We start from the raw sequence: 26350 nt of genomic DNA, 5'->3' as shown, positions 1-26350 counted from the left end.
TGTGAATGACTAAAGCCGGCATTATCCGCACGGGCATCGGTGGATGGACTTTCGAACCCTGGGAGGGCACGTTTTATCCCGACAAGCTGCCGAAGAAGAAGCAGCTCGAATATGCCGCGAGCAAGCTCGCGGTCATCGAGGTCAACGGCACCTATTACGGCGCCCAGAAGCCGGAGACCTTTGCGAAATGGGCGGCCGACGTGCCGGACGGTTTTATCTTTTCGCTGAAGGCAAGCCGGTTCACCACCAACCGCAAGGTTCTCGCGGAGGCCGGGGAATCGATCGAGAAGTTCCTAGGTCAGGGGCTGACGGAACTCGGCGATCATCTCGGGCCGCTGCTGTGGCAGTTCGCGCCGACGAAGAAATTCGAGCCGGATGATTTCGAGGCCTTCCTGAAACTTCTGCCGAACAAGCTCGACGGCCTGAAGCTGGCACATGTGGTCGAAGTTCGTCACGACACATTCAAGGTACCGGAATTCGTGGCGCTGCTTGCGAAATACAACATCGCTCCCGTCTGCGCCGATCATTTCGACTATCCGATGATCGCCGATGTCACTGCGGACTTCGTCTATGCACGCCTGCAAAAAGGGTCGGACGAGATCAAGACCTGCTATGCGGAAGAGGATATGAAGGCCTGGGCGAAAAGATTGGAAACCTGGGCCGAGGGTGACGTGCCGGACGACCTGCCGCTGGTCGACGACAAGCACAGGCCGAAAAAGGAGCCGCGCGACGTTTTCGCCTTCTTCATCCATGAAGGCAAGGTGAATGCGCCTTATGGCGCGATGGCGATGCGCGAGCTCCTGGAAAGTCGCAGCTAGGGATCTAGCCAGACGCCGGCATGGGCGGCGAGATCCTCGGCCGTCATGCCCCTGCCTGCCCGCTTTGCAGCTTCGCCATGCAAGTAGACGGCGGCTGCCGCCGCCTCGAAGGCCGGCATGCCTTGGGCGAAGAGTGCGCCGATCATGCCGGCGAGAACGTCGCCGGAGCCGGCAGTGGCGAGCGACGGCGGTCCGTTCGTGTCGATGTAGGCGCGGCCGTCCGGCGCCGCGATCACCGTGTCGGCGCCTTTGTAGACGATTGCCGCATGAGCACGTTCGGCGGCTTTCACCGCCTTTTCCACCTTGCTCAGGTTTTCGTCCGAGGCCAAATCCGGGAAGAGGCGCGAGAACTCGCCCTCATGCGGCGTCAGCGCAAGATGGGTATTGCCGTCGGCAAAGGCGTCGAACAGTTCCGACGGATCGTCCCTGAATGACGTTATGCCGTCCGCATCGAGCACCAGCGGACGATCCCGCAGAGCCAGCACGAATTGCCTTGCCCTCCCGCCAACGCCGAAGCCGGGTCCGAGCACGAAAGCGGCAAGCTTTGCGGTGCGAAGCCACGTTTCCAGATCTTCCACGGTATCGATCTGATGCAGCATGACAGCGGTGAGCGAAGCCGCATTGACCTCCATGGCATCGCTTGGCGAAGCCACTGTCACCAGCCCTGCCCCCGTCTTCAGCCCCGCCGCCGCCGAAAGTCTGGCGGCACCCGTCCTGCTCGCCGGGCCGGAAAACACCGTTAGATGTCCGCGCCGGTATTTATGCGTATCGGGACCGGATGCCGGCAGGAGATTGCGCCACAACACGGGCGAGTTCTCCCTTGTCTTCCCGGCGACGGTGTCAATGATCCGCGCCGGAATGCCGATGTCGAAGACCTCCACTTCGCCGCAACGCACCCGTCCCGGCAGCAGAAGATGCCCCGGCTTGCGCGTCATGAAGGTGACCGTGCAGTTCGCCTCGAAAGCGGCACCGAGGGGGATGCCGCGTCGCCCGCAGAGACCGGAAGGCAGATCGACAGCAAGGACCGGGATCTTCGCCTCACGGACCTTATGGATCACATCCACGACGGGTTCGGGGACGGCGCGGGCGAGACCCGCCCCGAACAGCGCATCGATCACGACGTCGCCGTTTGCCGGATGATAGTCCTGCAATGGTTGTGACGGCAAACCGGAGAGTTCGCGCGCCAGCTTCGCATCGCCCTTCAGCTTTTGCGGATCAGCCAGATGATAGATGGCAACAGATGCGCCCGCTTCCGCGAGAGCCCGGGCCGCGACATATCCATCACCGCCATTGTTGCCAGGGCCGCACAGCACGACAAAGCGCCGGGCACCTGGAAAATGCCGCAGTGCCGACGCTGCCACCGCCTGCCCCGCCCGTTCCATCAGGCCGAAAGACGGAATGCCGGATTCAGCCGAGGCAGCATCGGCCGCTCCCATCTCGTCAGGCGTCAAAAGAATATGGTCCAGCGATTTGCGCATGCTGCTATTGAACGGAAAGATGAACAGAAAACAAGCGCTGTTTCACACGTCAATTAGCATACAAAATAAGCAAATGGTTAAATTATCATCATTTCCGCGTACACATTTACGCTTGTTCAACTTTCAAAAAATCGTCATGAAAGCGCATTTTTTGTGCTGTGACGCACAATATCCGGGAAAAACGGAGGCATTTTTGCCACGAAACCCTCGCTTGTGTTGGGATTTGGTGCAAAACAGCATTATTTTTTTGAAAGTGCCATCCGAGTTTGGCACGATAACTGCATTGGCATGGCCAAGTGGGTAGAGGCCTGCTTCAAGGGAGAAGCGGAGAGATAGTTTCTCATGAAAAAGATCGAAGCGATCATCAAGCCTTTCAAGCTCGACGAAGTGAAGGAAGCCCTTCAGGAGGTCGGCTTGCAAGGGATCACCGTGACCGAGGCAAAAGGTTTTGGCCGCCAGAAAGGTCATACCGAGCTCTATCGTGGCGCGGAATATGTCGTCGACTTTCTGCCGAAGGTGAAAGTCGAGGTCGTCCTGGCGGACGAGAATGCGGATGCGGTCATCGAAGCCATTCGGAATGCCGCGCAGACTGGACGGATCGGGGACGGCAAGATATTCGTCTCCAATGTGGAGGAGGTCATCCGCATCCGTACCGGTGAAACGGGCCTAGACGCCATCTAATCCGCCTCGCGGCCGCCGGCCGGGGCTTCACATCGTCATCTTACACATTGAGGAACGTCATATGACGAGCGCAAGCGAAATCATGAAACAAATCAAGGAAAACGACGTCAAGTTCGTGGACCTACGCTTCACCGACCCGCGCGGCAAGCTGCAGCATGTCACTATGGACATTTCGGCCGTCGACGAGGACATGTTCGCCGACGGCGTGATGTTCGACGGTTCCTCGATTGCCGGCTGGAAGGCCATCAACGAGTCGGACATGGTATTGATGCCGGATCCGGCGACGGTCCATATGGACCCCTTCTTCGCCCAGTCGACGATGGTTATCGTTTGCGACATCCTCGACCCGATCTCCGGCGAGGCCTATAATCGCGATCCGCGCGGCACCGCCAAGAAGGCGGAAGCTTATCTGAAGGCCTCCGGTATCGGCGATACCGTCTATGTCGGTCCCGAGCCGGAGTTCTTCGTCTTCGACGACGTGAAATACAAGGCGGACCCGTACAACACGGGCTTCAAGCTTGATGCGTCCGAACTGCCGTCCAATGATGACACCGACTACGAGACCGGCAACCTCGGCCACCGTCCGCGCGTCAAGGGCGGCTATTTCCCGGTCCCGCCGGTCGATAGCCTGCAGGACATGCGCTCCGAAATGCTGACCGTGCTTGCCGAAATGGGTGTGGTCGTCGAAAAGCACCACCACGAAGTGGCCGCCGCCCAGCACGAGCTTGGCGTCAAATTCGACACGCTGGTGCGCAACGCCGACAAGATCCAGATCTACAAGTATGTCGTGCACCAGGTCGCCAATGCCTACGGCAAGACCGCAACCTTCATGCCGAAACCGGTCTTCGGCGACAACGGTTCAGGCATGCACGTCCATCAGTCGATCTGGAAGGATGGCAAGCCGACCTTTGCCGGCGACGAATATGCAGGCCTTTCCGAGACCTGCCTCTATTACATCGGCGGCATCATCAAGCATGCCAAGGCGATCAACGCCTTCACCAATCCGTCGACGAATTCCTACAAGCGTCTCGTACCAGGCTATGAAGCACCGGTTCTGCTCGCCTATTCGGCCCGCAACCGTTCGGCATCCTGCCGTATCCCCTTCGGCTCCGGCCCGAAGTCGAAGCGCGTCGAAGTTCGTTTCCCGGACCCGCTGGCAAATCCCTATCTCGGCTTCGCCGCCATGCTGATGGCCGGCCTCGACGGCATCAAGAACAAGATCCATCCCGGCAAAGCCATGGACAAGGACCTTTACGACCTGCCGCCGAAGGAATTGAAGAAGATCCCGACCGTCTGCGGTTCACTGCGCGAAGCGCTTGAAAACCTCGACAAGGACCGCAAGTTCCTGACGGCCGGCGGCGTCTTCGACGACGATCAGATCGACGCCTATATCGAACTGAAGATGACCGAAGTGATGCGCTTTGAAATGACGCCGCATCCGGTCGAATTCGACATGTACTATTCATCCTGATCAGGGCGGCGGGGGTCTCTCCCGCGCTTTTCCTCGAACGGCGGGCTTCAGGCCCGCCGTTTTCAGTTGGTGAGGCGGTTGCCTTGCCGAAATTTCTCCGGTGTTCCGATGTCCTCCGCGAATACGCCGCAACCACGTGCTCTCGACTGGCTGATCTTCGTTTTCGTGCCCGTCTTCTTTTCCAGCAACCTGATCTTCGGGCGCGGGGTGATCGGGGAGGTCGGCCCCTTCATCACGGCGTTCATCCGCTGGGCCGGGTCGACGCTGACCATGGTGCCGCTGCTCTATCTCGACTGGCCGGCCGCCTGGACCTTCGTCCGCGAGCACACCTGGCTCTGGCTGTGGCTCGGCTTTTTGAGCATCGGCATCTGCGGCGGCTTCGTTTATTGGGCGCTGACGCTGACCACGGCCTCGAATGCAACGCTGATCTACACGACTTCGTCGCTCTTCATCATCCTGTTCGAATGGCAGTTTTCCGGCCGCAGGATCAGCGGCCGCGAACTGTTGGGCATGGGCGTCGCATTTGCAGGGGTTGCCGCAATCGTACTGCGTGGTGATTTCGGCGCCCTCACGCACATGGACTTCAACCTCGGCGACCTTGGCATGCTTGTGGCGGCGATTGCCTTCGCGGTCTATTCGGTGCTCCTGCGCCGGCCTGCCGCACAGGCCATCCGGCCGCTCTCGCTATTCGGCTTGATCGCCTTTTCCGGATCTCTGCTCCTGCTGCCTCCGGCTGTCTGGGAATTCCTTCACGGCGGGCTCTTGCCCAGGACCGTATCGGCCTGGTCGAAGATTGCCGGCATCATCCTTTTCGCTTCGCTTGCCGCTTTCTTCTGTTTCCAGTATACGGTGCGCATCTTCGGGCCGGCGACAGCCGGCATCACGCTCTACATGATGCCGCCTGTCTCGATCGTCATGGCGGTTGTATTCCTGGATGAAACTTTCGAGCAGTATCATGCGCTCGGAATCGTTCTGGTGCTTGGCGGAGTCATTCTGGCCACCGCAAAACCATGGAAACTTGCGAATACTTAAGTCTATCCCGTGGAACGATGGGGGCGTGCCTGCATTAATCTCTTGATGTCGGGAGGTTTTATTCCCACATTGGATGCGAAAGGACATCGCACCATGAAACAACGCAACGCTAAATTTACCATCGGAGAAGTGGTCCGCCACAAAGTCTTTCCGTTTCGGGGCGTCGTGTTCGATGTTGATCCGGAATATGCCAATACGGAGGAATGGTGGAACTCCATTCCCGCGGAAATCCGGCCGAGCAAAGACCAGCCCTTCTATCATCTCCTGGCGGAGAATGACGAGACGGAATATGTCGCCTATGTTTCGGAACAGAACCTGGAACATGACGAAAGCGACGCGCCACTGCGCAATCCGCAGGTCTATCAGATCTTCGATCGCGCTCCATCCGGCCAGCTGAAGCCCAAGATCATCCTGGCCCATTGATCCGGCCTAGCCGGAGCGTTTTGAAACTGAAGAGCGCCGGCGTTCCCGCCGGCGCTTTTTTTATCAGAATCAAAAAACCCGGCGCAAGGCCGGGCTTTCGATGGGGTTCAGACCCGAATTACTGGCCCTGCTTGGCAGCGTTCTGAGCGTCTTCCAGCTTCTTGCGTGTTTCTTCGGCCTTGCGCTGCATGCCCTCTTCCAGGCTCCGCTGGCTCTGGGCGATCTGCTCCTGCGGCATCGCAGGGCCATCGAAGGCGCCCGTGAAGCCCTGGAGGGAGACCTTGATCGGGTTCGGAGCCCGCCGGAAGTTGATCGAGGTGAAGACCACATCATTGCCCTTCTTGAGGCTTGCGATCATCGCGTCGGTCAGCGGAACTTCGGCTGTGCACTTGTCGGGAAGGCAGACAACGTAATCGAGCTTCTGGCCCTTGCCGCCGTCGATCTGCATGACGATGCCCGGCGGCACGAGGCGTGCAGTCGGCACGGAAACCTGCAGGATCTTGCGGTTGACCTTGCCTTCGACCGTGATCAGGCCGACGGCGGTAATCAACTGGCCGTTCTGAGCTGCAATGATATTCTGGACGACACAGAGATCATTATCGTCCTGCTTGGTGCAGGTCTTGAACCAGCCGAGCGGCGGGGCACCCGGAGCACCGGCTGCCGGCGCCGCCGCGTCCTGTGCAAACGATGCAACCGGCAGCGCGCTCGCGCCGATCGAAAGTGCGAGAGCGGACATCGCCGTCCGCAGAACTTGGGTTGCCTTGAGCATCATAACGAAATCCGTCTCCTGAAATCCGTTGGGCGCGGCCGAAGCCGTTCTCATCCCTCGGGGCGTCTTACTGCCCGTCACCTGTCGGTCAAATGAGGCAATTGAATGACCCGCCCGTCTGGCCAACCTGTTACATCGGGCCGCCGCCGATATCCAGCCCTCCTTTCGCTTTTTTTGACAAGACGTTAATGCCGCCCATCAATCTTTTGCGTGTTCCGGCGGTTGGTGCCCCTCTTTGCTTGCGCTATCTTGCGGGCGAATCAGCGAGGATTTCACCGCCATGAGTCCCATGCGACATTTCATTCCGTTTATGGCCGCACTTCTGATCGGCACGCCCGCACTGGCAGAACCCCTTCATGGAATCGCCATGCATGGCAGTCCGGCGCTACCGCCGGACTACAAGCATTTTTCCTATGTCAACCCGGACGTAAAGAAGGGTGGCAAGGTAGCCTACGGCGTTGTCGGCACATTCGACAGCCTCAATCCCTTCGTCCTGAAGAGCATGCGCACCACCGCGCGTGGGCTCTGGGACCCGATTTTCGGCCATCTCGTCTATGAACCGCTGATGACGCGATCAAGCGACGAACCTTTCACCCTGTACGGTCTGCTTGCCGAGAGCGTCGAATGGGACGAGGGACGCAGCTTCATCCAGTTCAACCTTAATCCGAATGCGAAATGGTCAGACGGCGAGCCAGTCACGGCGGATGACGTGATCTTCAGCTTCGAACTTCTACGCGACAAGGGCCGTATCCCCTTTTCAAACCGGCTGACGCCGGTGGAGAAAATGGAAAAGATTGGCGAGCATGGCGTCCGCTTCACCTTCAACGACAAGGCGGACCGGGAATTCCCGCTGATTCTCGCAACTGCCACGCCGATCCTGCCGAAGCATGCCATCGACCCGGCCACATTCGACCAGTCAACGCTGAGACCGCCGGTCGGCTCCGGCCCCTATCGGGTGAAATCCGTCTCTCCCGGCGAGCGCATCGTCTACGAACGTAATCCGGACTACTGGGGAAAGGACATTCCTTCCAAGGTCGGTTTCGACAATTACGAGCAGGTTACGGTCGAATATTTCCTGCAGGAAAATACGCTGTTCGAGGCGTTCAAGAAGGGCGAGATCGATATCTATCTGGAAGGCAGCCCGACCCACTGGGCACGCGCCTACGATTTCCCGGCCGTGCAGAACGGCGATGTGGTGAAAGATGCCTTCAAGCCACAGCTGCCGACCGGGATGCTCGGTTTCGTCTTCAACACCCGCCGCCCTATCTTTGCCGATGTCAACGTCCGTGCCGGCCTATCGCTTGCCTTCGATTTCGAATGGGCTAACAAGAACCTCTTCGAAGACGCCTATACCCGCACGGAAAGCTTCTGGCAGAACTCTCCCCTTTCCTCTCTCGGCAAACCAGCCGACGAGCGGGAGATCAAGATCCTCGGAACCACCAGGGACAGGATCGAACCGGCCGTGCTCGACGGTACATATCGCCTGCCGAGGACCGATGGCTCCGGCGCCGATCGCAAAGTGCTGCGCGAGTCGGTCGAACTTTTGAAGAAGGGCGGCTATACGATCAAGAACGGCAGGATGTCGGATGCGTCCGGCAGACCGCTCACCTTCGAAGTGATGACCCAGACCCAGGACCAGGAGAAACTGGCGATCACCTATCAGCGGACGCTGAAGATGATCGGGATCGATATGTCGATCCGCACCGTAGACGACGCGCAATACCAGGCGCGTTCCGGCAATTTCGACTACGACGTGATCGTCAAATCCTATCCCTCGTCGCTATCGCCGGGCATCGAGCAGATGGGGCGCTGGGGTTCGTCTTCACGCGACAAGGACGGCAGCTTCAATTTTGCGGGCGTTGCCGACCCCGATCTCGACAGGCTCATCGAGGCCATGCTGACGGCACGCAGCAAGGAGGATTTCGAGGCGACGGTTCGGGCTTACGACCGCATGCTGATTTCCGGCCATTATCTTGTGCCACTCTACCACATCGCGGAACAATGGGTGGCGCGGCGCAAGCATATCGGTTATCCGGAAGCGCTGCCGCTTTACGGCTACCAGCTCAACACCTGGTGGGATAAACGCGCGCAATAACCGGAAACATCCAGCCCTGCCAATGAAAGGACACCCGCCGTGGAGCGCGTAACCGTCGACATCGTATCGGATGTGGTCTGCCCCTGGTGCTATCTCGGCAAGGCGCGGCTGGAACTTGCAATCGCCGAGGTCCAGGACGAGGTGGGCGTCGATGTCAACTGGCGGCCCTTCCGGCTCAATCCGGACCATCCGCAGGAAGGCGTCGATCACCAGGCCGATCTGGCGCGCAAGCTCGGCGGCAAAGATGCCGTGGACCGCGCGCATGAAATGCTGAAGAAACTCGGCGAAGAGGTCGGCATCCGCTATAATTTCGAGGCAATCAAGATCGGCCCCAATACGCTCGATGCGCATCGCCTGCTGCACTGGGCGATAATGGAAGGCCGAGAGGTTCAGGACAGGGTCGCGACCGCGCTCTTCAGGACGAATTTCGAAGAAGGCCGCAATGTCGGTGATCACATGGTTCTAGCCGATATCGCCGCGCAAAGCGGCCTCAACCGCAAGGTGATTGAAAACCTTCTGAAAACCGAAGCGGACAAGGATACGATGCTGTCCGAGATCGACGCGGCGCAGAAGATGGGCGTCACTGGCGTGCCCTTCTTCATTATCGACGGGCAATATGCGGTCAGCGGCGCCCAGACGCCGGATGTGTTTGCCAATGCGTTGCGCGAAATCGCCAAATTGAAGGCGGAAGCCCGCAAGGGCATGATCTGAACTGCTCGGGAGTCATTGTCTTGCGTAACGACCAGAGCATGAAGGGCGTTCTCCTCGCCTTCGCTTCGTTTGCGGCCTATTCCTGGAGCGATGCCAGCGTCAAGATGATCGAAGGCGCGTTGACGGCCTATGAGATGGGCTTTTTCGGAGCCGTCTTCATGCTTGCCGGTTTTCCATTTCTGCTGAAACCCGACGACCGGTGGACGGATGCCTTCAGAAGCAGCAACCGGCCGCTGTGGATCCTGCGTTTCTTCTCGTCTGCCATCGGCACGATCGGCAGTGTCGCCGCCTTCACCTATCTCTCGATGGCGGAAGCCTTCGCGCTGATCTTCCTGTTGCCTTCGTTCGTGACGATCATGTCCGTGCTCTTCCTCAAGGAAGCGGTCGGCATCAAGCGCTGGAGCGCCGTCATCATCGGTTTCATCGGTGTGCTCGTCGTGCTTCGCCCCGGCTTCCGCGAGCTTTCCATCGGCCATGTCGGCGCTGTCTTCGCGGGACTTTCCGGCGCGATCTCCATCATCGTTTATCGCGCCATGGGACCGTCGGAGAAAAACATCTCACTCTATGGCGCCGGCATCATCGGCGTGCTCGTCGTGCTGGGCATCCTCATGATCCCGGACTTCCGCTGGCCGACCCTGCCTGAATGGGCCATGCTTGCCGGATACGGTCTTCTCGCGGCGCTCGCCACCATCCTGCTGATGTATGCGGCCTATTACGCGCCGGCCGCCCTTGTCGGTCCGACGCAATACAGCCAGATGCTCTGGGCGATCCTGTTCGGCTATCTGATCTTCGGCGACACGGTCGACCTGCCGATGCTCCTTGGCATCGTCCTGATCATCGGCTCCGGCCTGCTCACGCTTGCGCGCGAGCGGGCTCGCGATGTGCCGCTACCGACATCCGTCGCGACCGACCCGCAAGCCGCGGTCGTCACCAAACCCGATACTCAATCCGACACTTAATCATCTTTCGCCAACTCGGCAAATTGCGTCATCACCTGGGCGGCAGCCGTGAGCCGTTTCATCGGCGATGGCAGGTCGCGCGTCAGGAACACGCTCTGATCCGGCCGGATTTTTGCCAGCGTTCCCTGCTTGGCGATGTAGCCGACCAGCGCCGCCGGATTGGGGAACTGCTTGTCACGGAAGCTGACGACCAGGCCCTTCGGGCCGGCATCCAGCTTTTCGACATTGGCCTTGCGGCAGAGCGACTTGATATAGACGACCTTCAGGAGGTTCTGCACTTCGGGCGGCATGGGACCGAAACGGTCCACCATTTCCGCGCCGAAACCATCGATCTCTGAAAGTTCGGTCAATTCGCCAAGCCGGCGATAAAGACCCATGCGCAGATGCAGATCGGGCACATAGCTTTCCGGGATCATCACTGTGATGCCGACGGAAATCTGCGGCGACCAGCCGGTGTCGGTGATTTCGTCGTCCCCCTTCACTTCGGCGACAGCTTCCTCCAGCATCTGCTGATAGAGCTCGAAACCGACTTCCTTGATATGGCCCGACTGCTCCTCCCCGAGCAGATTGCCCGCGCCGCGAATGTCGAGGTCGTGGCTGGCGAGCTGGAAGCCTGCCCCCAGCGTATCGAGCGACTGCAGCACTTTCAGTCGACGATCGGCGGTCGTCGTCAGCGGCTTGTTGACCGGCAGGGTAAAGAGCGCGAAGGCGCGCACCTTGGAGCGTCCCACCCGACCGCGAAGCTGGTAAAGCTGCGCCAGCCCAAACATATCGGCCCGATGGACGATCAGCGTATTGGCGGTCGGCACGTCGAGGCCGGACTCGACGATGGTGGTCGATAGAAGTACGTCGTATTTGCCGTCGTAGAAGGCATTCATGATGTCTTCGAGTTCGCCGGCCGGCATCTGCCCGTGGGCAACCGCAACCTTCAATTCCGGCACGTCCGACTGCAAGAAGTCCTGGATCTCCGGCAGATCGGCAATTCGCGGGCAGACATAAAAACTCTGGCCGCCGCGATAATGCTCTCGCATCAGCGTCTCGCGGATGACGAGCGGGTCGAAGGGCGAGATGAAGGTGCGCACCGCCATGCGGTCGACCGGCGGCGTCGTGATGAGCGAGAGTTCGCGCACGCCGGTCATGGCAAGCTGCAGCGTGCGCGGGATCGGCGTCGCCGACAGCGTCAGCACATGCACATCGCTCTTGAGTTCCTTCAGCCGCTCCTTGTGCTTGACACCGAAATGCTGCTCCTCGTCGATGATGAGCAGACTGAGGTTGGCGAACTTGATCCCGGCACCGAGCAGCGCATGGGTGCCGACAACGATATCGACCTTGCCCTCGGCCAAGCCCTTCTTGGTATCCGCCAGCTCCTTGGCGGAGACGAGGCGCGATGCCTGGGCGATCGTGATCGGCAGGCCGCGGAAGCGTTCCTTGAAGGTCCTGTAGTGCTGGCGGGCGAGCAAAGTGGTCGGCACGACGACCGCCACCTGTGCGCCGTTCATCGCAGCAAAGAAGGCGGCGCGCAGCGCTACTTCCGTCTTGCCGAAACCGACGTCGCCGCAGACGAGGCGATCCATCGGCCGGCCGGCGCCGAGATCGTCGCGTACGGCGTCAATCGCATTCGCCTGATCCTCGGTCTCGTCATAGGGGAAGCGGGCGGCGAATTCGTCATAAAGCCCCTCCGGCGTCGTGAGCACCGGCGCGCGGCGGGTCATGCGCGCGGCGGCGATGCGGATCAGATCGTCCGCCATATCGAGCAGCCGCTTCTTGAGCTTCGCCTTGCGTGCCTGCCATGCACCACCGCCAAGCCTGTCGAGCTGGGCCTCGGCCGCATCGGAACCGTAGCGCGACAGAAGATCGATGTTTTCAACCGGCAGGAAGAGCTTTGCCTGATCGGCATAATGCAATTCCAGACACGCGCGCGGCGCACCGGCCGCCTCGATCGTGACGAGACCTACGAAACGGCCGATACCGTGTTCCGCATGGACGACGAGAGAACCTTCATCGAGACCGGTGACTTCCGTCAGGAAATCCGCCCCGCGCTTGCGCCGCTTGCCGCGGCGGACCATGCGATCGCCCAGGATGTCCTGCTCGCCGATGACCGCGATGCTATCCGTCTCAAAACCCGCTTCGAGGCTGAGGACGGCGGAAGCTGCCTCCCCCTTTTCGAGTAGATCCAGATCGGAGAGCTTTTCAACGGGCCTGATGCGCTTCAAGCCACGCTCGTCCAGAACCTGCAGCAGGCGGTCGAGCGAGCCGGCGGACCAGCCGGTGACGAGGACCTTGATGCCTTCGGCGCGCTTGTCGGCGATGTGCTTGACCACGAGGTCGAAGACGTTGACGCGTTCGTCGCGCGCTTTGTCTTCGGCCTGGTTTTTTGCCCAGCGCGGGCCGGCATGGGCGCCTACTGTCACCACGCGGCGCCCTTCTGCATCCACCTCGTTGAAGGGTGTAACCCGGAGTGCGCCGACGGCGTCGAGCGCCGATGCAAACGCCTTGCCATCGAGATAAAGCTGACCTGGCGAAATGGGTTTGTAAGGGGCGGCCTGTGCTGCAGCGCCCTTTCCTTCTCTGCCGCTATCGCGCCGCGCCTCATAATAGTCGAGAACGAGTTTCGAACGCTCGGTCGCCGCTTCACGCGCCGTATGGTCGGTAACGATGCGGAAGCCCTGGAGGTAGTCGAAGGCGGTTTCAAGCCGTTCGTAGAACAGCGGCAGCCAATGTTCCATGCCGGCATAGCGGCGGCCTTCGGATACCGCCTGATAGAGTGCGTCATCGCGAGTCGCGGCACCGAAAAGCGAAAGGTAGTTCTTGCGGAAACGGCTGATCGTATCGGGCGTCAGCGTCACCTCGCTCATCGGGTTCAGATCGAGCGACCTCGCCTGGCCTGTCGTGCGCTGGCTGGCCGGATCGAAGGACCGGATCGACTCCAGCGTATCGCCGAAGAAATCAAGCCGCACCGGCTCTTCCGTACCCGGCACGAAAACGTCCAGAATGCCGCCGCGCACCGCGAACTCACCGACCTCGCGCACGGTCGCCACGCGCTCGAAGCCGTTGCGCTCCAGTCGTGCGGCGATGTCGTCCATGCGCACCTGATTACCGGGTTTGGCCGAGAAGGCGAGACTTTCGATGATCTCGGCGGGAGCGATCTTCTGCAGCATGGCGTTGACCGTGACGAGCACGATCGCCGCATGCGGCTTCTTCCGATGCGCAATCAGGCCGGAGAGTGCCGCCAGCCTCCGCGCGGAGACATCGGCGCTCGGCGAGACCCGGTCATAGGGAAGGCAGTCCCAGGCCGGCAGCGCGAGGACCGGAATTTCCGGCGCGACGAAGGACAGCATCTGTTCCAGATCGGGCATGCTCTGCCCGTCGGACATGACATAGGCGATCGGCTGGCCGGCGCGCGCGAGCTCCGCCAGGATGAGCGGCTCCATGCCAGGCGGCACGTTGCCGATGGTGAGCGAACTTCCTGCAGCCGTTATTCTTTTCGCGTCGAATCCGGGAATCATCGAGCCAGAAGTCATCGGATGAGGCCAAGCCTCGCTTCCAGAGAAGCCTTGGTGACCGGGTCGAAATCCGGCGTGTAGGCAGCTATGCGCGCAAAGAGCGGCGTCCTCAGATGTTCCGGGAGCGGCTTTGCGCCCGTAATCCAGGCATGCAGATCATGATCGTCCTCACCCATGACCGCCTCGAACTGATCGAGTTCGGCATCGGACAGACGGGCAATCTCCGTTTCCGCAAACTGCCCGAATACGAGATCCATCTCGCGAATACCGCGATGCCAGCAACGATAGAGAATGCGACGGCGGCGCGGATCGAGATCCGCGCTGGTGCGTGATAGTCCAGTCATGTCGGTGTCCCTGTTTGCGGTTCATATAGGACGCTTTTCCGTCGTCGTCACCTTGCCAAATAGGCAAAATCCATCGCATTTTGCGCTTTATGCGTCCCGCCACTCTCGATCCACTGTTCTCGCCCGTCGCTTCGCTTGCCGGCGTCGGGCCAAAGCTCGCCGACCTGATCGCGCGTGTTACCGGCCGCGAGGATGCGGACGATTGCCGTGTCATCGACCTCCTCTTCCACGCTCCCTATTCGCTGATCGATAGGCGCAACCGGCCGGGCATCGCCCTCGCGCCCCAAGGGGCGATCGTCACCATCGAAGGACGTGTCGATCGGCATCAGCCTCCGCCGCGCGGCAAGTCGAACTTGCCCTACCGTGTTTTTCTCCATGACGAGACGGGCGAACTGGCGCTGACCTTCTTCCATGCCAAAGGCAACTGGCTGGAGAAATCGCTGCCGATCGACGAGATGGTGATGGTGAGCGGCAAGGTAGACTGGTTCAACGGCCGCCCTTCCATGGTGCATCCGGATTTCATCGTGAAATCCTCAGAGGCCGAAAACCTGCCTTTGATCGAGCCTGTTTATCCGCTAACGGCAGGCCTGTCGCCCAAAGTGCTGCGCAGGGCGATCGACGGCGCCGTCGCACGTCTACCAACCCTGCCGGAATGGGCGGATGCAGCACTCACGCAGCGTCAAGGGTTTCCTTCCGTTGCGGAAGCCTTCAGGCGTCTGCACGATCCGCGCGATGAGACGGATATCGATCCGCAGTCGCCCGCCCGCCGTCGGCTTGCCTATGACGAGTTCCTGGCCGGCCAGGTGTCGCTCTCGCTGGTGCGCCAACGCCTTCGCAAGGTGCCGGGCCAGCCGATCCGGGTAAAGGGCGATCTATCCGCCAGGATCATAGCCTCCCTACCCTTCTCGCTGACACCGAGCCAGAAGCTGGCTGTCGATGATATTCTGAAGGATATGGCGGCTGATGAGCGCATGCTGCGGCTTCTACAGGGCGATGTCGGCGCCGGAAAGACGCTGGTTGCGCTGCTCGCCATGGCGGCGGCTGTCGAAGCCGGTGGTCAGGCCGTGCTCATGGCACCAACGGAAATCCTTGCCCGCCAACATTTCGCAACAATCTCCAAACTGGCCGGAGCGGCAGGCGTGACGGTCGAAGTCCTGACCGGGCGCACGAAAGGTCGAGAACGCGAGCAGATTGCCGAAAGAATCGCCTCCGGCGAAGCCCGGATCATTATCGGCACCCATGCACTCTTCCAGGATGCGATCAACTATCACAATTTGATGCTTGCCGTCGTGGACGAGCAGCACCGGTTTGGCGTGCATCAGCGTCTCCGGCTGACGGCCAAGGGTATCTCGCCCCACATGCTGGTGATGACCGCGACGCCGATCCCGCGCACTCTGGTGCTTGCCGCCTTCGGCGACATGGACGTTTCCAAGCTCACCGAGAAACCTGCCGGCCGCAAGCCGATCCAGACCGTCACCATCCCGACCGAACGGCTCGGCGAGATCGTCGCACGGCTGAGAAGCGCGATCGATGAAGGAAAGAAAGCCTATTGGATATGCCCACTGGTCGAGGAGTCGGATGTCTCCGACCTCATGTCGGCGGAGGAGCGGTATGCGGTGCTGGCGAAGGAGCTCGGCCGCGAGAATGTCGGGCTCATCCACGGCCGCATGAGCGGTCCGGAAAAGGATGCGGTCATGCCCGCATTCAAGAACGGCGAGTTGCGTTTGCTGGTCGCGACCACCGTCGTGGAGGTGGGCGTCGACGTGCCGGATGCAACGATCATGGTGATCGAGCATGCGGAACGCTTCGGGCTTGCCCAACTCCATCAGTTGCGCGGTCGCGTCGGGCGCGGCGACGAAGCTTCCACCTGCATACTGCTCTACAAAGGGCCACTCAGCGAAACCGGACGCGCGCGGCTTTCGATCCTGCGCGACAGCGAGGACGGTTTCCTGATCGCCGAGGAGGATTTGCGCCTGCGTGGCGAAGGCGAGCTGCTCGGCACCCGCCAGTCCGGCACGCCGGGTTTCAGGATCGCCAGTCTCGAAGCGCATGCCGACCTCTTGGAGATCGCTCGCAAGGATGCGGCCTATCTGTTGGAACGTGACCCGGAACTGACGAGCGAACGCGGCCAGAACATGCGCGTGCTGCTTTATCTGCACCGTCGCGACGAGGCTATCCGTTTCCTGAGAGCGGGATAGATCAGCCTTGCGTTACCGGCGGAGGAAGAACTGCCGTGGGTACGCCTCTGGCAGGCTTATAGTCCGGCGCGATCAGCCCCCCGGAAATCAGCAGTTTCGCTCCCTCTTCCGGCGTCATGTCAAGCATGATGAGCTTGCTCTTCGGCACGAACATCAGGAAGCCGGCTGTCGGCACCGGCGTCGGAGGCAGGAAGACGGCGACCATCTCCTCGCCATCCGCATTGAGCTTTGCCGCGATCTCTCCCTGTGCGTCACCGGAAATGAAGACCAGCGCCCACATGCCGGGGCTCGGGAATTCGATCAGCCCGCATTTCTTGAAGGAGGTCGATTGTTCCTTCAGCACCGTCTCCAGGATCTGCTTGACGCTCCTGTAGATCGTCCGGACGAGCGGCATGCGATGCAGGATCGACTCGCCGAAATTGACGATCGACCGCCCGATGAGGTTCTTGCCGAGGAAGCCGATGATGGTGATCAAGACGACCGCAATCACCAGACCCGTGCCGGGAATGGTGATATTGAAATAATATTGCGGGTCGTAGCGTTTCGGAATGTAAGGTGTGACCCAGCTATCCGCCCAGTCGATAAAGGTGAAGGTCAGCCATATGGTGATCGCGAGCGGCGCGCAGATGACGAGCCCCGTAAGGAAATTATTCCTGAGCCGGCCCGCCAGCGATATACGCTCTGGACTGTCGCTCATCCGGCTTCCCTGACCCATCTAAACATTGCAGCATTCATCGAGGCGACAATGCCGGATGCGATACTGCGTTGCAAGAAAAAGCCGCAGAGATCACTCGACAGTGACGGATTTCGCCAGGTTGCGCGGCTGATCGACATCCGTGCCCATGAAGACTGCCGTGTGATAGGCAAGCAACTGGATCGGCAGCGAAAAGATCATCGGCGCGATGATCTCGTCCACATTTGGCAGCGCAATGGTCGCCATGGTCGGCAGTTTCGAGGCGGCTGCCCCTTTCTCGTCGGTGATGAAGATGATCCTGCCACCGCGCGCCGCCACTTCCTGCATGTTGGAGACGGTCTTTTCGAAGAAACGATCGTGCGGCGCGATCACGATTACCGGCATGTTCTCGTCGATCAGCGCGATCGGCCCATGCTTCAGCTCGCCGGCGGCATAACCCTCCGCATGGATATAGGAGATTTCCTTGAGCTTCAGCGCACCTTCCATGGCAAGCGGAAAGCTCGTGCCGCGACCAAGATAAAGAACATCCTTGAAACGGGAGAGTTCACGAGACAGGCCCTCGATCTCGGGCTGGATGTCGTTCAACACCCGACTCATGATACGCGGCATCTCGGCAAGATGCTTGACCATCGCCTTTTCGTCGTCTGCATTCACGGTGCCACGGGCGCGACCGGCGCCGATCGCAAGTGCAGCCAGGACGGCCAACTGGCAAGTAAAGGCCTTGGTAGACGCGACGCCGATCTCCGGTCCGGCGAGGATCGGGAAAATCGCGTCCGCTTCGCGGGCAATGGTGGATTCCCTGACGTTCACCACCGCACCGATCTTCAGGCCCAGATCCTTGCAGTAACGCAGCGAGGCCAGCGTATCCGCCGTCTCCCCGGACTGCGAGATGAACAACGCCGCCTGCGAGGGCGACAGCGGCAATTCGCGGTAACGGAATTCGGAGGCGACATCGATCTCGACGGGCAGGCGTGCATAACGCTCGAACCAGTATTTGCCGATCAGGCCGGACAGATAGGCTGTACCGCAAGCGGCGATTGCCAGGCCGGAGACCTTGCCGAAATCGATCGCCGTATCGTTCTTCTTCACCGTATGAGCGGCAAAATCGATATAGTTGCCAAGCGCGTGAGAAATGATCTCAGGCTGCTCGTAGATCTCCTTCTCCATGAAATGGCGGTGGTTGCCCTTGTCCACCATGAAGGCGGTGGCTTGAGAAATCTGGCTCTGCCGCTTGAGCGGCTTGCCTTCATAGTCGATGATCTCGACGCCTTTGTGGGTCATGATGGCGCAATCGCCATCCACCAGATAGGTGATCTCATTGGTGAAAGGCGACAACGCGATCGCGTCGGAGCCCAAAAACATCTCGCCCCGGCCATGGCCGATCGCCAGCGGCGGCCCGAAACGCGCAGCCATGATCGTGTCCGGATCGTCCTCGAACATCACGACGAGCGCATAGGCCCCGGAGACGCGGTTCAGCATGGCAAGCATGGCCTCGCGGTGATCCATGCCCTGGCGGGTGTATTTGGCGAGCAGATGCGCCACGACTTCCGTATCGGTCTGGCTCTCGAAGACGGCGCCTTCGGCAAGCAGTTCGTCCTTCAGTTCGGAAAAGTTCTCGATGATGCCGTTGTGGACGACGGCGACACCCGCGACGAAATGCGGATGCGCGTTGGTTTCATTCGGCACGCCGTGGGTCGCCCAGCGGGTGTGGGCAATACCGATCGTGCCGGGCAGCGGTTCCGCATCGAGCTTCTTTTCAAGATTGAACAGCTTGCCCTCGGCACGGCGGCGATCCATCCGGCCCTCGCAGATCGTCGCGATTCCGGCTGAATCATAACCGCGATATTCGAGCCGCCGAAGCGCATCAACCAAGCGTGATGCTACCGGCCCTCTTCCGACGATCCCGACAATCCCGCACATGGATGCTTATCTCCGCTTGGTTGAACCGCGTGAATTCCTATCCGATTACGCGTTTTGCGCAATCGGTTCAGCAGTCACTTTCGATGTCGGAAAGTAATGGTTGGCGGTTAAGGTGCTCTTGTTTATTTCGCTGCTTTTTTAGCGGCCTTGAAAGCAAGCGCACGCTCCCGGATCACTTTGGCACGCCCAGGCTTCATTTCCTGGCGTGCACGGCCAAGGGCCAGCGCATCGGCGGGCACGTCTTCGGTAATCACGCTGCCGGAGGCCACATAGGCGCCGTCGCCGATCGAAACCGGCGCTACCAGCGAAGAATTCGAGCCGATGAAGGCATTCGCGCCGATGCGGGTCACGTGCTTGTTCACACCGTCATAGTTGCAGGTGATGGCACCCGCGCCGATGTTCGAATGGGCCCCGACGAACGCATCGCCGATATAGGTCAGGTGATTGACCTTGGCTCCCTCGCCAATCTCGGCATTCTTGACCTCGCAGAAATTGCCGACCTTTGACTTGGAAAGCAACGTAGCGCCTGGCCGGAGGCGCGCAAACGGACCTATTTCCGCCCCCGCCCCGATATGGGCGCGCTCCATATGCGAAAAGGCATGAATGAGAGCCCCGGCCTCGACCTTCACGCCAGGTCCGAAAAAGACATTCGGCTCGATAAATGCGTCCTGGCCGATTTCGGTATCGTAGGAAAGGAAGACAGTCTCCGGCGCGACCATGGTGACGCCCGAGAGCATCAGTTCGTGGCGGCGGCGCTCCTGCCACAGCCTTTCAAGGGCGGCAAGCTCGGCGCGGTTGTTGCAGCCGGCGACCTCCGTTTCGGGTGCATCGACGGCCACCACCCTGCCGCCGTCAGCGCGCGCGATCTCGACCAGATCGGTAAGATAATATTCACCCTTGGCATTGTTGTTGCTGATTTTTTCGAGAAGCGACAGCGCCTTGCGGCCATCGATCGCCATCAAGCCGCTGTTGCACCAGGTGACCTTGCGTTCTTCCTCGCTTGCATCTTTCTCCTCGCGAATGGCGATGAGTTCGCCGTTTTCGACAAGGAGCCGACCGTAACCAGTCGGCTTGTCGGTATGAAAGCCGATCACCACGACATCCGCCCCGTCAGCAAGTCCTTCACGCGCCAGGGTAAAGGTCGCGGATGTCACCAGCGGCACGTCACCATAGGCAATCAACACATCGTCGTAGCCGTGAGCGATGGCATCTTTTGCTGTGAGGACCGCATGGCCCGTTCCGCGTCGTTCGGCCTGGAGAAAGGCCTCGACCGTAACGCCCTCGACAGCGCCCGCTTTGGCAACCGCATCCGCATCCCGGCCGACCACGAGCGCTGCGGCGGAAACGCCCGTCGATGCGACCGCGGCCATCAGATGCGCGATCATCGGCCGACCGGCCACCGGATGCAGCACCTTTGACATCGATGACCTCATGCGTGTGCTATCGCCGGCGGCGAGGATGACGGCAAGGCAGGAACGGCTCATCGGGAATCTCCTTCATGCAATTGCCCGGCTTTTAGCAGCAAGACAGTTGAAGCGCGATAAACGGCTTGTGTGCAGCAGAAACAAAAAGGGCGCCCGAGGACGCCCTCCATGCTTCCCAAAAGGGAAGTGGATCAGACACTATTGAGGCAGCTTGTCGTCGACGCCTTCAACATAGAAATTCATGCCGAGCAAAACGCCATCCTGAGCCTTTTCGCCCGCAGCAAGCCAGGCAGTGCCGTCCTGCTTGTTGATCGGGCCGGTGAAGGGATGGAGTTCACCCGACTTGATCTTGGCTTCGGTCTCCTCGGCCATCGCCTTCACGTCGTCCGGCATGTTGGTATAGGGCGCCATGGTCAGGATGCCGTCCTTCAAGCCGTCCCAGATCTGTTCGGATTTCCAGGTGCCGTCGAGGAGTGCCTTGGTGCGCTTGATGTAATAGGCACCCCAGGTGTCTACGATCGCGGTGAGCTGGGTTTTCGGGCCGGCGGCGATCATGTCGGAAGCCTGCCCGAACGCCAGGATGCCTCGCTCGGCCGCGACCTGCATCGGAGCCGTCGTGTCGGTGTGCTGGGTCAGAATATCGACGCCCTGGTCGATGAGAGCCTTCGCAGCGTCGGCTTCCTTGCCGGGATCGAACCAGGTATTGGCCCAGACCACCTTCAGCTTGAAGTTCGGGTTGATCGACTTGGCGCCGAGCTCAAAGGCGTTGATGCCCATCACCACTTCCGGGATCGGGAAGGAAGCGATATAGCCTGCCAGCCCCTTCTTCGACATCTTCGCAGCGATCTGCCCCTGGATATAGCGACCTTCATAGAAGCGTGAGTTGTAGGTTGCGAGATTCGGAGCCGACTTGAAGCCGGTCGCATGTTCGAACTTCACGTCCGGAAACTTTTGAGCCACCTTGACGGTGGCGTCCATGAAGCCGAAAGACGTGGTAAAGACCATGGCGCAGCCGGACCGGGCCATACGCTCGATGGCGCGCTCGGCATCCGGGCCCTCCGGAACGTTTTCCAGGAAGGGCGTCTCGATCTTGTCATCGAGAGCCTTCTGGAGCTCCTGGCGGCCGAGGTCATGCGCCTGTGTCCACCCGCCGTCCGTCTTCGACCCGACGTAGATGAAACAGACCTTCTTCTTTTCCTGGGCCTGGGCGCCGGTCGAAAACCCGCCGAGCAAGGCGGCCGATGCGGCAAGGGCAATAATCAGTTTCTTCATTTCCGAACCTCTATTGGCTTGAAGACGTTTGTTTTTGCACCGCGGTCACCGGTCGGGGACAAAGGGTTTCCCGAGCGATGCCGGCGTATTGATGAGCGTCGTGCGGCGATTATGCGAGATGATGATCAGCACGACAATAGTGGCCGCATATGGAAGGGCGGACAGCAGTTGTGAAGGCAGGCCGACACCGAAGGCCTGCGCGTGCAATTGGCCAACCCCGACTGCACCGAAAAGATAACCGCCGGCAAGCACACGCCATGGCCTCCATGAGGCGAAGACGACGAGCGCCAATGCGATCCAGCCCCGGCCGGCAGACATGTTCTCCACCCATTGCGGCGTATAGACGAGCGAGAGCTGCGCTCCGGCAAGCCCGGCGCAGGCACCGCCGAACATGACCGCCAGATAGCGTGTGCGGATGACATTGATGCCCAGCGCATGAGCGGAGGCATGGCTGTCGCCGATTGCCCGGACCTGCAAGCCGGTGCGGCTCCTGAACAGGAACCAGTTGATGCCGATCACCAGCGCGATGGACAGATAGAAGATCAGGTCCTGGCTGAAGAGAACCCGGCCGACGAACGGAATATCGGAAAGCAGCGGGATGACGATCGGCGGCAGCTTGATGCCGGGCTGACCGACGAAGGCCTCGCCGATCTGGCCGGAAAGACCAAGCCCCAGGATGGTGAGTGCAAGGCCGGTCGCCACCTGGTTGGCAACGAGCGTCAGCGTCAGAAAGCCGAAGAGCAGCGAGAAAATCGCCCCGCCCAGAATGCCGGCAAGAATGCCGAGATGAGGCGAGCCGGTCAGTTGCGCGGCGGCGAAGGCGCAGACTGCGCCCATGATCATCATCCCTTCGACACCGAGGTTCAGCACGCCGGCGCGTTCCGTCACAAGCTCACCAAGCGACGCAATGACGAGCGGTGTCGATGCGGTGATGACGGTAAGGAGGATAGCCTCGAACATCAGGCCTTCACCTCCGCCGGTTTGGTGCCTGCAACGATCAGTCGAATTCTGTAGTGAATGAGCGTGTCACAGGAAAGTACGAAGAAAAGCAGCAGCCCTTGGAAAACGCGGCTGACCTTGTCCGAAATGCCGATCGAAAGCTGCGCCGCTTCGCCGCCAAGATAAGTCAGCGCCAGCACAAGGCCCGAGGCGATAATGCCGAGCGGATTGAGGCGTCCAAGGAAGGCGACGATGATGGCGGTGAAGCCATAGCCAGGCGAGATGGTGGGCTGCACATGGCCGATCGAGCCTGACACTTCCGATATACCGGCAAGCCCCGCCAGAGCGCCGGAGAGCAGCATCGAAAACCACACCATGCGGCGAGCAGAAAAGCCGGCAAAGCGCCCTGCCCTTTCTGATTGACCGAGCACGGAAACTTCGAACCCTTTCAGCATGAAGCGCATCATGAACCAGAGCGCGACGGCTGCGATAATCGCGAAGACGAAGGCCCAATGGGCGCGGCCGGAGGAGAGTATTTCCGGCAGGACCGCCTCGACCGGAAAACTCTTGGTCTGCGGGAAGTTGTATCCCTGCGGGTCGCGCCACGGACCACGCACCAACCAGTCGAGATAGAGCTGGGCGATATAGACCAGCATGAGGCTCGTCAGGATCTCGTTGGTGTTGAAGCGGGTTTTCAGAAGGGCCGGAATCCCGGCATACAGGGCGCCGCCCACCATTCCCATGATCAGCATGAGCGGCAGGATCATCGGTGAATGCCAGTCGGGATACAGCACCGGCAGGATCGAACCGGTAATCGCGCCGATGGTAAATTGGCCTTCTGCGCCAATGTTCCAATTGTTGGACCGATAGCAGACCGCAAGCCCGACACCGATCAGAATCAGAGGGGCTGCCTTGATCGCCAGTTCGTGCAGCGACCAGACTTCCAGCAGCGGCTCGACGAAGTAAACGTAGAGCGCGTTAAGCGGGTTTTTTCCGAGCAGCCAGAACATGACCGCGCCGAAGATCAATGTGAGCGTCAGCGCAAGCAGTGGCGACAGGATCGAAAACAGCGTCGAGACGCGGGCGCGCTTTTCAAGCTCAATGCGCATGCGCCGCCTCCGGAACTGAATGGCTCTCGTGGATGCCGCCCATCATGAGACCGATGCGCTCGAGGCTGAGCGTTCCGGCCGGATACGCCTTGGACAACCTGCCTTCCGAGATTACGGCGATATTGGTCGCGACTTCGAAAATCTCGTCCAGATCCTGGCTGATAACAACAACGGCCGAGCCTGCCTTCGCCAAATCGATCAGCGCCTGGCGAATGCGGCTTGCCGCACCCGCATCGACACCCCAGGTCGGCTGATTGACGACCAGCACAGCCGGCTGACGGTCGAGCTCGCGCCCGACGATGAATTTCTGCAGATTGCCGCCGGAAAGCGAGCCCGCGAGCGGATCCTCACCGCTTTTTCTCACATCCATCGCCTCGCAGATGCGCCGCGTTGCCGAACGGATCGCATCGTGGCGGATGATTGCGGCGAAGCCGGCAGATAAAAATGCCTTCCTATCCGACTGACTGCGGGCGAGCAAAAGATTGTCGGAAAGCGGCATACCCGGGACAGCCGCATGGCCATGGCGCTCCTCCGGCACGAAGCCGGCGCCGAGCAGTCGGCGTCCGTTGATGCCGGTGTGGCCGACCGCCTTGCCGCGGATACGGATCGCCTCGTCTTCGGCGACGGGATATTCGCCCGAGAGCGCATCGAAGAGTTCACCCTGGCCGTTGCCGGCGACGCCTGCGATCGCCAGCACCTCTCCGGCCCGCACCTTCATCGAGATATTCTTCAGCGAGACGGCAAAGGGCGTGCGCGCCGGCACCGAAAGATCGCTGACCTCGATGCAGGTATCCCCAAGCGGCGCTTCGCCATCCCGATGCACTTCGGCCACTTCGGAGCCGACCATCATGCGGGCGAGCGAGGCCGGCGTCTCCTGCTTCGGGTCGCAGGCGCCGGTAACCTTGCCGTGACGAAGCACGGTGGCACGGTCGCAGATGCGCCGCACCTCCTCCAGCCGATGGCTGATGTAGAGAACCGATCGACCTTCGGCCTTCAGCTTGAAAAGCGTCTCGAACAGACGATCAGCCTCCTGCGGCGTCAGAACCGAGGTCGGCTCGTCGAGGATGATCAGCTTGGGATTTTGCAGCAGGGCGCGAACGATCTCGATGCGCTGGCGCTCGCCGACGGAAAGGTCCGCCACATGCGCCTTGGGATCGAGCGGCAGACCATAGGCTTTCGAAAGCGACGCCGCTTCGTCGGAAATCCTCGACAGCGAAATTCTCGGGTCGAGCGACAGCGCGATGTTTTCGGCCACCGTCAGCGCCTCGAAAAGCGAGAAATGCTGGAAGACCATGCCGATGCCGAGATGGCGGGCTTCGCCAGGCGAAGCGATTGTCATTGGTGAGCCGTCCCAAAGGATCCGACCCGCGCTCGGTTGCAGCACGCCGAAAAGCATCTTGACCAGGGTGGATTTGCCGGCACCGTTTTCGCCGAGAAGCGCATGAATCTCGCCCGGCGCGATATCCAGATCGATCGCACTGCAGGCGGCGAAGCTGCCGAAAAGTTTGGTCAAACCTCGAACCGACAAGAGCGGAACGGTCGCCGGACCTTCGGATAACGTCACTGAACCCCCTGTTTCGCCTGTGTCCAACCTTCTTGCGAGGCTCGGCCGGCACGGCGGCGCATTGTTCTTTGAACGCTTCTCAAGCCTGATGCTGAGCGTTCTTTTGTCATATTGATACCGTTTTTGTTGCTTCGCACAACATCAAAGAAAAAGCACAAGAAGCAACGTCCAACTATTTCCCCAGATTGGGGAAAAGCTGCAGCGCGGCGCCGATGCAATAAAGGTAGATGCCACTCACGACGACGCCCCAGGCCACCCAGTCCGGCGTGGCGAAATGCAGGAGGAGTGCATAGCCACCCAGTGCGCACCAGACAAGGCAGACGGCGAGGTTGAATGGTCTCAAGCGTTTCACCCGCACCGGATGCAGGAAATTGATCGGCAGGAACGTGAGGATCACGGAGATTGAGACGACGATCAGCGCCGTCAACGCACTGGCATCGATAGCAAAAAGCGTGAAGATCACCATGTTCCAGACGACCGGGAAACCGGAGAAGAAATACTCCTCCGTCTTCATGCCCGTGTCGGCGTAATAGACGGCGCTCGACACGACGATCGCGCCGGCAGCGAAGAAGGACCAGGGCTCGCCGATCATGCCGCTCTGGTAGAGTGCGAAAGCCGGCAGCAGGACATAGGTCACGTAGTCGATGATATTGTCGAGCGTGTCGCCCGACCAGTTGGGCAAGACTTCCTTGACCCGCACCTTGCGGGCAATCGGTCCGTCGATACCGTCGACAAGCAGCGCAAGGCCGAGCCACCAGAACATGTCCACAAAGCGGTGTTCGGCTGCCGCGACAACACCCAGGAAGGCCAGGAACGAACCCGAAGCAGTTAGAAGATGAACCGAAAAGGCGCGCATTTCCGCATAAGGAACTTTCCGGTAGTTGAAGATTCGTCTGATCACGCCGCCAGTCCACCTCTCTCTCGTTGGGCTGGTATGCGGCCAATC

21 protein-coding genes are annotated in these 26350 nt (G+C 60.3%); 9 read left to right on the top strand and 12 right to left on the bottom strand.

What is annotated here, in order from left to right; translation table 11 throughout:
* Nucleotides 1–5: 5 nt before the first annotated feature.
* A complete protein-coding gene (locus tag ABK249_RS11735; protein WP_037146880.1) occupies nt 6–818 on the top strand; it encodes a DUF72 domain-containing protein in 813 nt (270 codons plus the stop codon).
* Here ABK249_RS11735 and ABK249_RS11730 read toward each other — a convergent pair.
* A complete protein-coding gene (locus ABK249_RS11730; protein ID WP_037146878.1) occupies nt 815–2296 on the bottom strand; it encodes a bifunctional ADP-dependent NAD(P)H-hydrate dehydratase/NAD(P)H-hydrate epimerase in 1482 nt (493 codons plus the stop codon). The two genes, ABK249_RS11735 and ABK249_RS11730, sit on opposite strands and share 4 nt — an antisense overlap.
* Nucleotides 2297–2638: 342 nt before the next feature.
* Here ABK249_RS11730 and ABK249_RS11725 point away from each other — a divergent pair, with 342 nt between their 5' ends.
* The 4 genes from ABK249_RS11725 to hspQ all read left to right on the top strand — a co-directional run bounded on the left by ABK249_RS11725 (nt 2639) and on the right by hspQ (nt 5903).
* On the top strand, nt 2639–2977 hold the full coding sequence (locus tag ABK249_RS11725; RefSeq protein ID WP_037146875.1) for a P-II family nitrogen regulator: 339 nt from the start codon (nt 2639–2641) through the stop codon (nt 2975–2977).
* Between the two features lie 61 nt (nt 2978–3038).
* A complete protein-coding gene (gene glnA / locus ABK249_RS11720; RefSeq protein ID WP_037146872.1) occupies nt 3039–4448 on the top strand; it encodes a type I glutamate--ammonia ligase in 1410 nt (469 codons plus the stop codon).
* A gap of 108 nt (nt 4449–4556) precedes the next feature.
* The gene (locus ABK249_RS11715; RefSeq protein ID WP_348862920.1) at nt 4557–5480 is read left to right on the top strand and encodes a DMT family transporter; all 924 of its coding nucleotides are present in this window, start codon (nt 4557–4559) and stop codon (nt 5478–5480) included.
* A 93-nt stretch (nt 5481–5573) separates the two neighbouring features.
* Complete coding sequence (gene hspQ, locus ABK249_RS11710; RefSeq protein ID WP_037148432.1) at nt 5574–5903, top strand: heat shock protein HspQ; 330 nt, start codon at nt 5574–5576, stop codon at nt 5901–5903.
* A gap of 118 nt (nt 5904–6021) precedes the next feature.
* On the opposite strand, the gene ABK249_RS11705 is transcribed toward hspQ, so the two are convergent.
* Entirely contained in the window at nt 6022–6675 is a 654-nt protein-coding gene (locus tag ABK249_RS11705; protein WP_227702871.1) for an invasion associated locus B family protein, read from the bottom strand.
* A gap of 286 nt (nt 6676–6961) precedes the next feature.
* Between ABK249_RS11705 and ABK249_RS11700 the strand changes: the two genes are divergently transcribed.
* The 3 genes from ABK249_RS11700 to ABK249_RS11690 are packed head-to-tail and all read left to right on the top strand — an operon-like array spanning nt 6962 to nt 10437.
* A complete protein-coding gene (locus ABK249_RS11700) occupies nt 6962–8767 on the top strand; it encodes an extracellular solute-binding protein (protein WP_348863128.1) in 1806 nt (601 codons plus the stop codon).
* Nucleotides 8768–8806: 39 nt separating this feature from the next.
* The gene (locus tag ABK249_RS11695) at nt 8807–9478 is read left to right on the top strand and encodes a DsbA family oxidoreductase (protein ID WP_348862919.1); all 672 of its coding nucleotides are present in this window, start codon (nt 8807–8809) and stop codon (nt 9476–9478) included.
* A 38-nt stretch (nt 9479–9516) separates the two neighbouring features.
* Nucleotides 9517–10437, top strand: a complete 921-nt coding sequence (locus ABK249_RS11690; RefSeq protein ID WP_227705127.1) for a DMT family transporter — start codon at nt 9517–9519, stop codon at nt 10435–10437.
* On the opposite strand, the gene mfd is transcribed toward ABK249_RS11690, so the two are convergent.
* Together mfd and ABK249_RS11680 are read right to left on the bottom strand one after the other, a co-directional pair.
* The gene (gene mfd / locus ABK249_RS11685; protein ID WP_037148428.1) at nt 10434–13943 is read right to left on the bottom strand and encodes a transcription-repair coupling factor; all 3510 of its coding nucleotides are present in this window, start codon (nt 13941–13943) and stop codon (nt 10434–10436) included. The two genes, ABK249_RS11690 and mfd, sit on opposite strands and share 4 nt — an antisense overlap.
* Nucleotides 13944–13954: 11 nt before the next feature.
* Nucleotides 13955–14284: a succinate dehydrogenase assembly factor 2 gene (locus tag ABK249_RS11680; RefSeq protein WP_037146857.1), complete on the bottom strand. Its 330-nt coding sequence runs from the start codon at nt 14282–14284 to the stop codon at nt 13955–13957.
* Between the two features lie 89 nt (nt 14285–14373).
* Here ABK249_RS11680 and recG point away from each other — a divergent pair, with 89 nt between their 5' ends.
* Nucleotides 14374–16482: an ATP-dependent DNA helicase RecG gene (gene recG, locus ABK249_RS11675; RefSeq protein ID WP_348862918.1), complete on the top strand. Its 2109-nt coding sequence runs from the start codon at nt 14374–14376 to the stop codon at nt 16480–16482.
* A 1-nt stretch (nt 16483) separates the two neighbouring features.
* Here the strand turns inward: recG and ABK249_RS11670 are convergent, their stop codons facing one another.
* The 8 genes from ABK249_RS11670 to pcsA all read right to left on the bottom strand — a co-directional run bounded on the left by ABK249_RS11670 (nt 16484) and on the right by pcsA (nt 26305).
* Nucleotides 16484–17179: a DUF502 domain-containing protein gene (locus ABK249_RS11670; RefSeq protein WP_037146851.1), complete on the bottom strand. Its 696-nt coding sequence runs from the start codon at nt 17177–17179 to the stop codon at nt 16484–16486.
* 90 nt (nt 17180–17269) lie between these two features.
* Nucleotides 17270–19096 carry a glutamine--fructose-6-phosphate transaminase (isomerizing) gene (gene glmS, locus ABK249_RS11665; RefSeq protein WP_348862916.1) on the bottom strand — a complete coding sequence of 609 codons (1827 nt, stop codon included), beginning with the start codon at nt 19094–19096 and terminating at the stop codon, nt 17270–17272.
* 122 nt (nt 19097–19218) lie between these two features.
* Nucleotides 19219–20580, bottom strand: a complete 1362-nt coding sequence (gene glmU, locus ABK249_RS11660; protein ID WP_348862914.1) for a bifunctional UDP-N-acetylglucosamine diphosphorylase/glucosamine-1-phosphate N-acetyltransferase GlmU — start codon at nt 20578–20580, stop codon at nt 19219–19221.
* Between the two features lie 138 nt (nt 20581–20718).
* Nucleotides 20719–21792: a BMP family ABC transporter substrate-binding protein gene (locus ABK249_RS11655; RefSeq protein ID WP_037146844.1), complete on the bottom strand. Its 1074-nt coding sequence runs from the start codon at nt 21790–21792 to the stop codon at nt 20719–20721.
* A gap of 45 nt (nt 21793–21837) precedes the next feature.
* Nucleotides 21838–22752 (bottom strand): ABC transporter permease, encoded by a 915-nt coding sequence (locus ABK249_RS11650; protein ID WP_227702865.1) that lies wholly within the window; start codon nt 22750–22752, stop codon nt 21838–21840.
* Nucleotides 22752–23840 (bottom strand): ABC transporter permease, encoded by a 1089-nt coding sequence (locus ABK249_RS11645; RefSeq protein ID WP_348862912.1) that lies wholly within the window; start codon nt 23838–23840, stop codon nt 22752–22754. The genes ABK249_RS11650 and ABK249_RS11645 overlap by 1 nt, the downstream gene beginning before the upstream one ends.
* Nucleotides 23830–25404, bottom strand: a complete 1575-nt coding sequence (locus ABK249_RS11640; RefSeq protein ID WP_348862910.1) for an ABC transporter ATP-binding protein — start codon at nt 25402–25404, stop codon at nt 23830–23832. Before ABK249_RS11640 ends, ABK249_RS11645 begins: the two co-directional genes overlap by 11 nt.
* Nucleotides 25405–25576: 172 nt before the next feature.
* The gene (gene pcsA / locus ABK249_RS11635; RefSeq protein WP_348270557.1) at nt 25577–26305 is read right to left on the bottom strand and encodes a phosphatidylcholine synthase; all 729 of its coding nucleotides are present in this window, start codon (nt 26303–26305) and stop codon (nt 25577–25579) included.
* Between the last annotated feature and the right edge of the window lie 45 nt (nt 26306–26350).

The sequence above is a fragment of the Neorhizobium phenanthreniclasticum genome (assembly GCF_040066075.1).
GTDB lineage: Bacteria > Pseudomonadota > Alphaproteobacteria > Rhizobiales > Rhizobiaceae > Neorhizobium > Neorhizobium petrolearium.
Note: the sequence above shows the minus strand (reverse complement) of the source record. Positions and strands in the feature narration are given on the sequence as shown.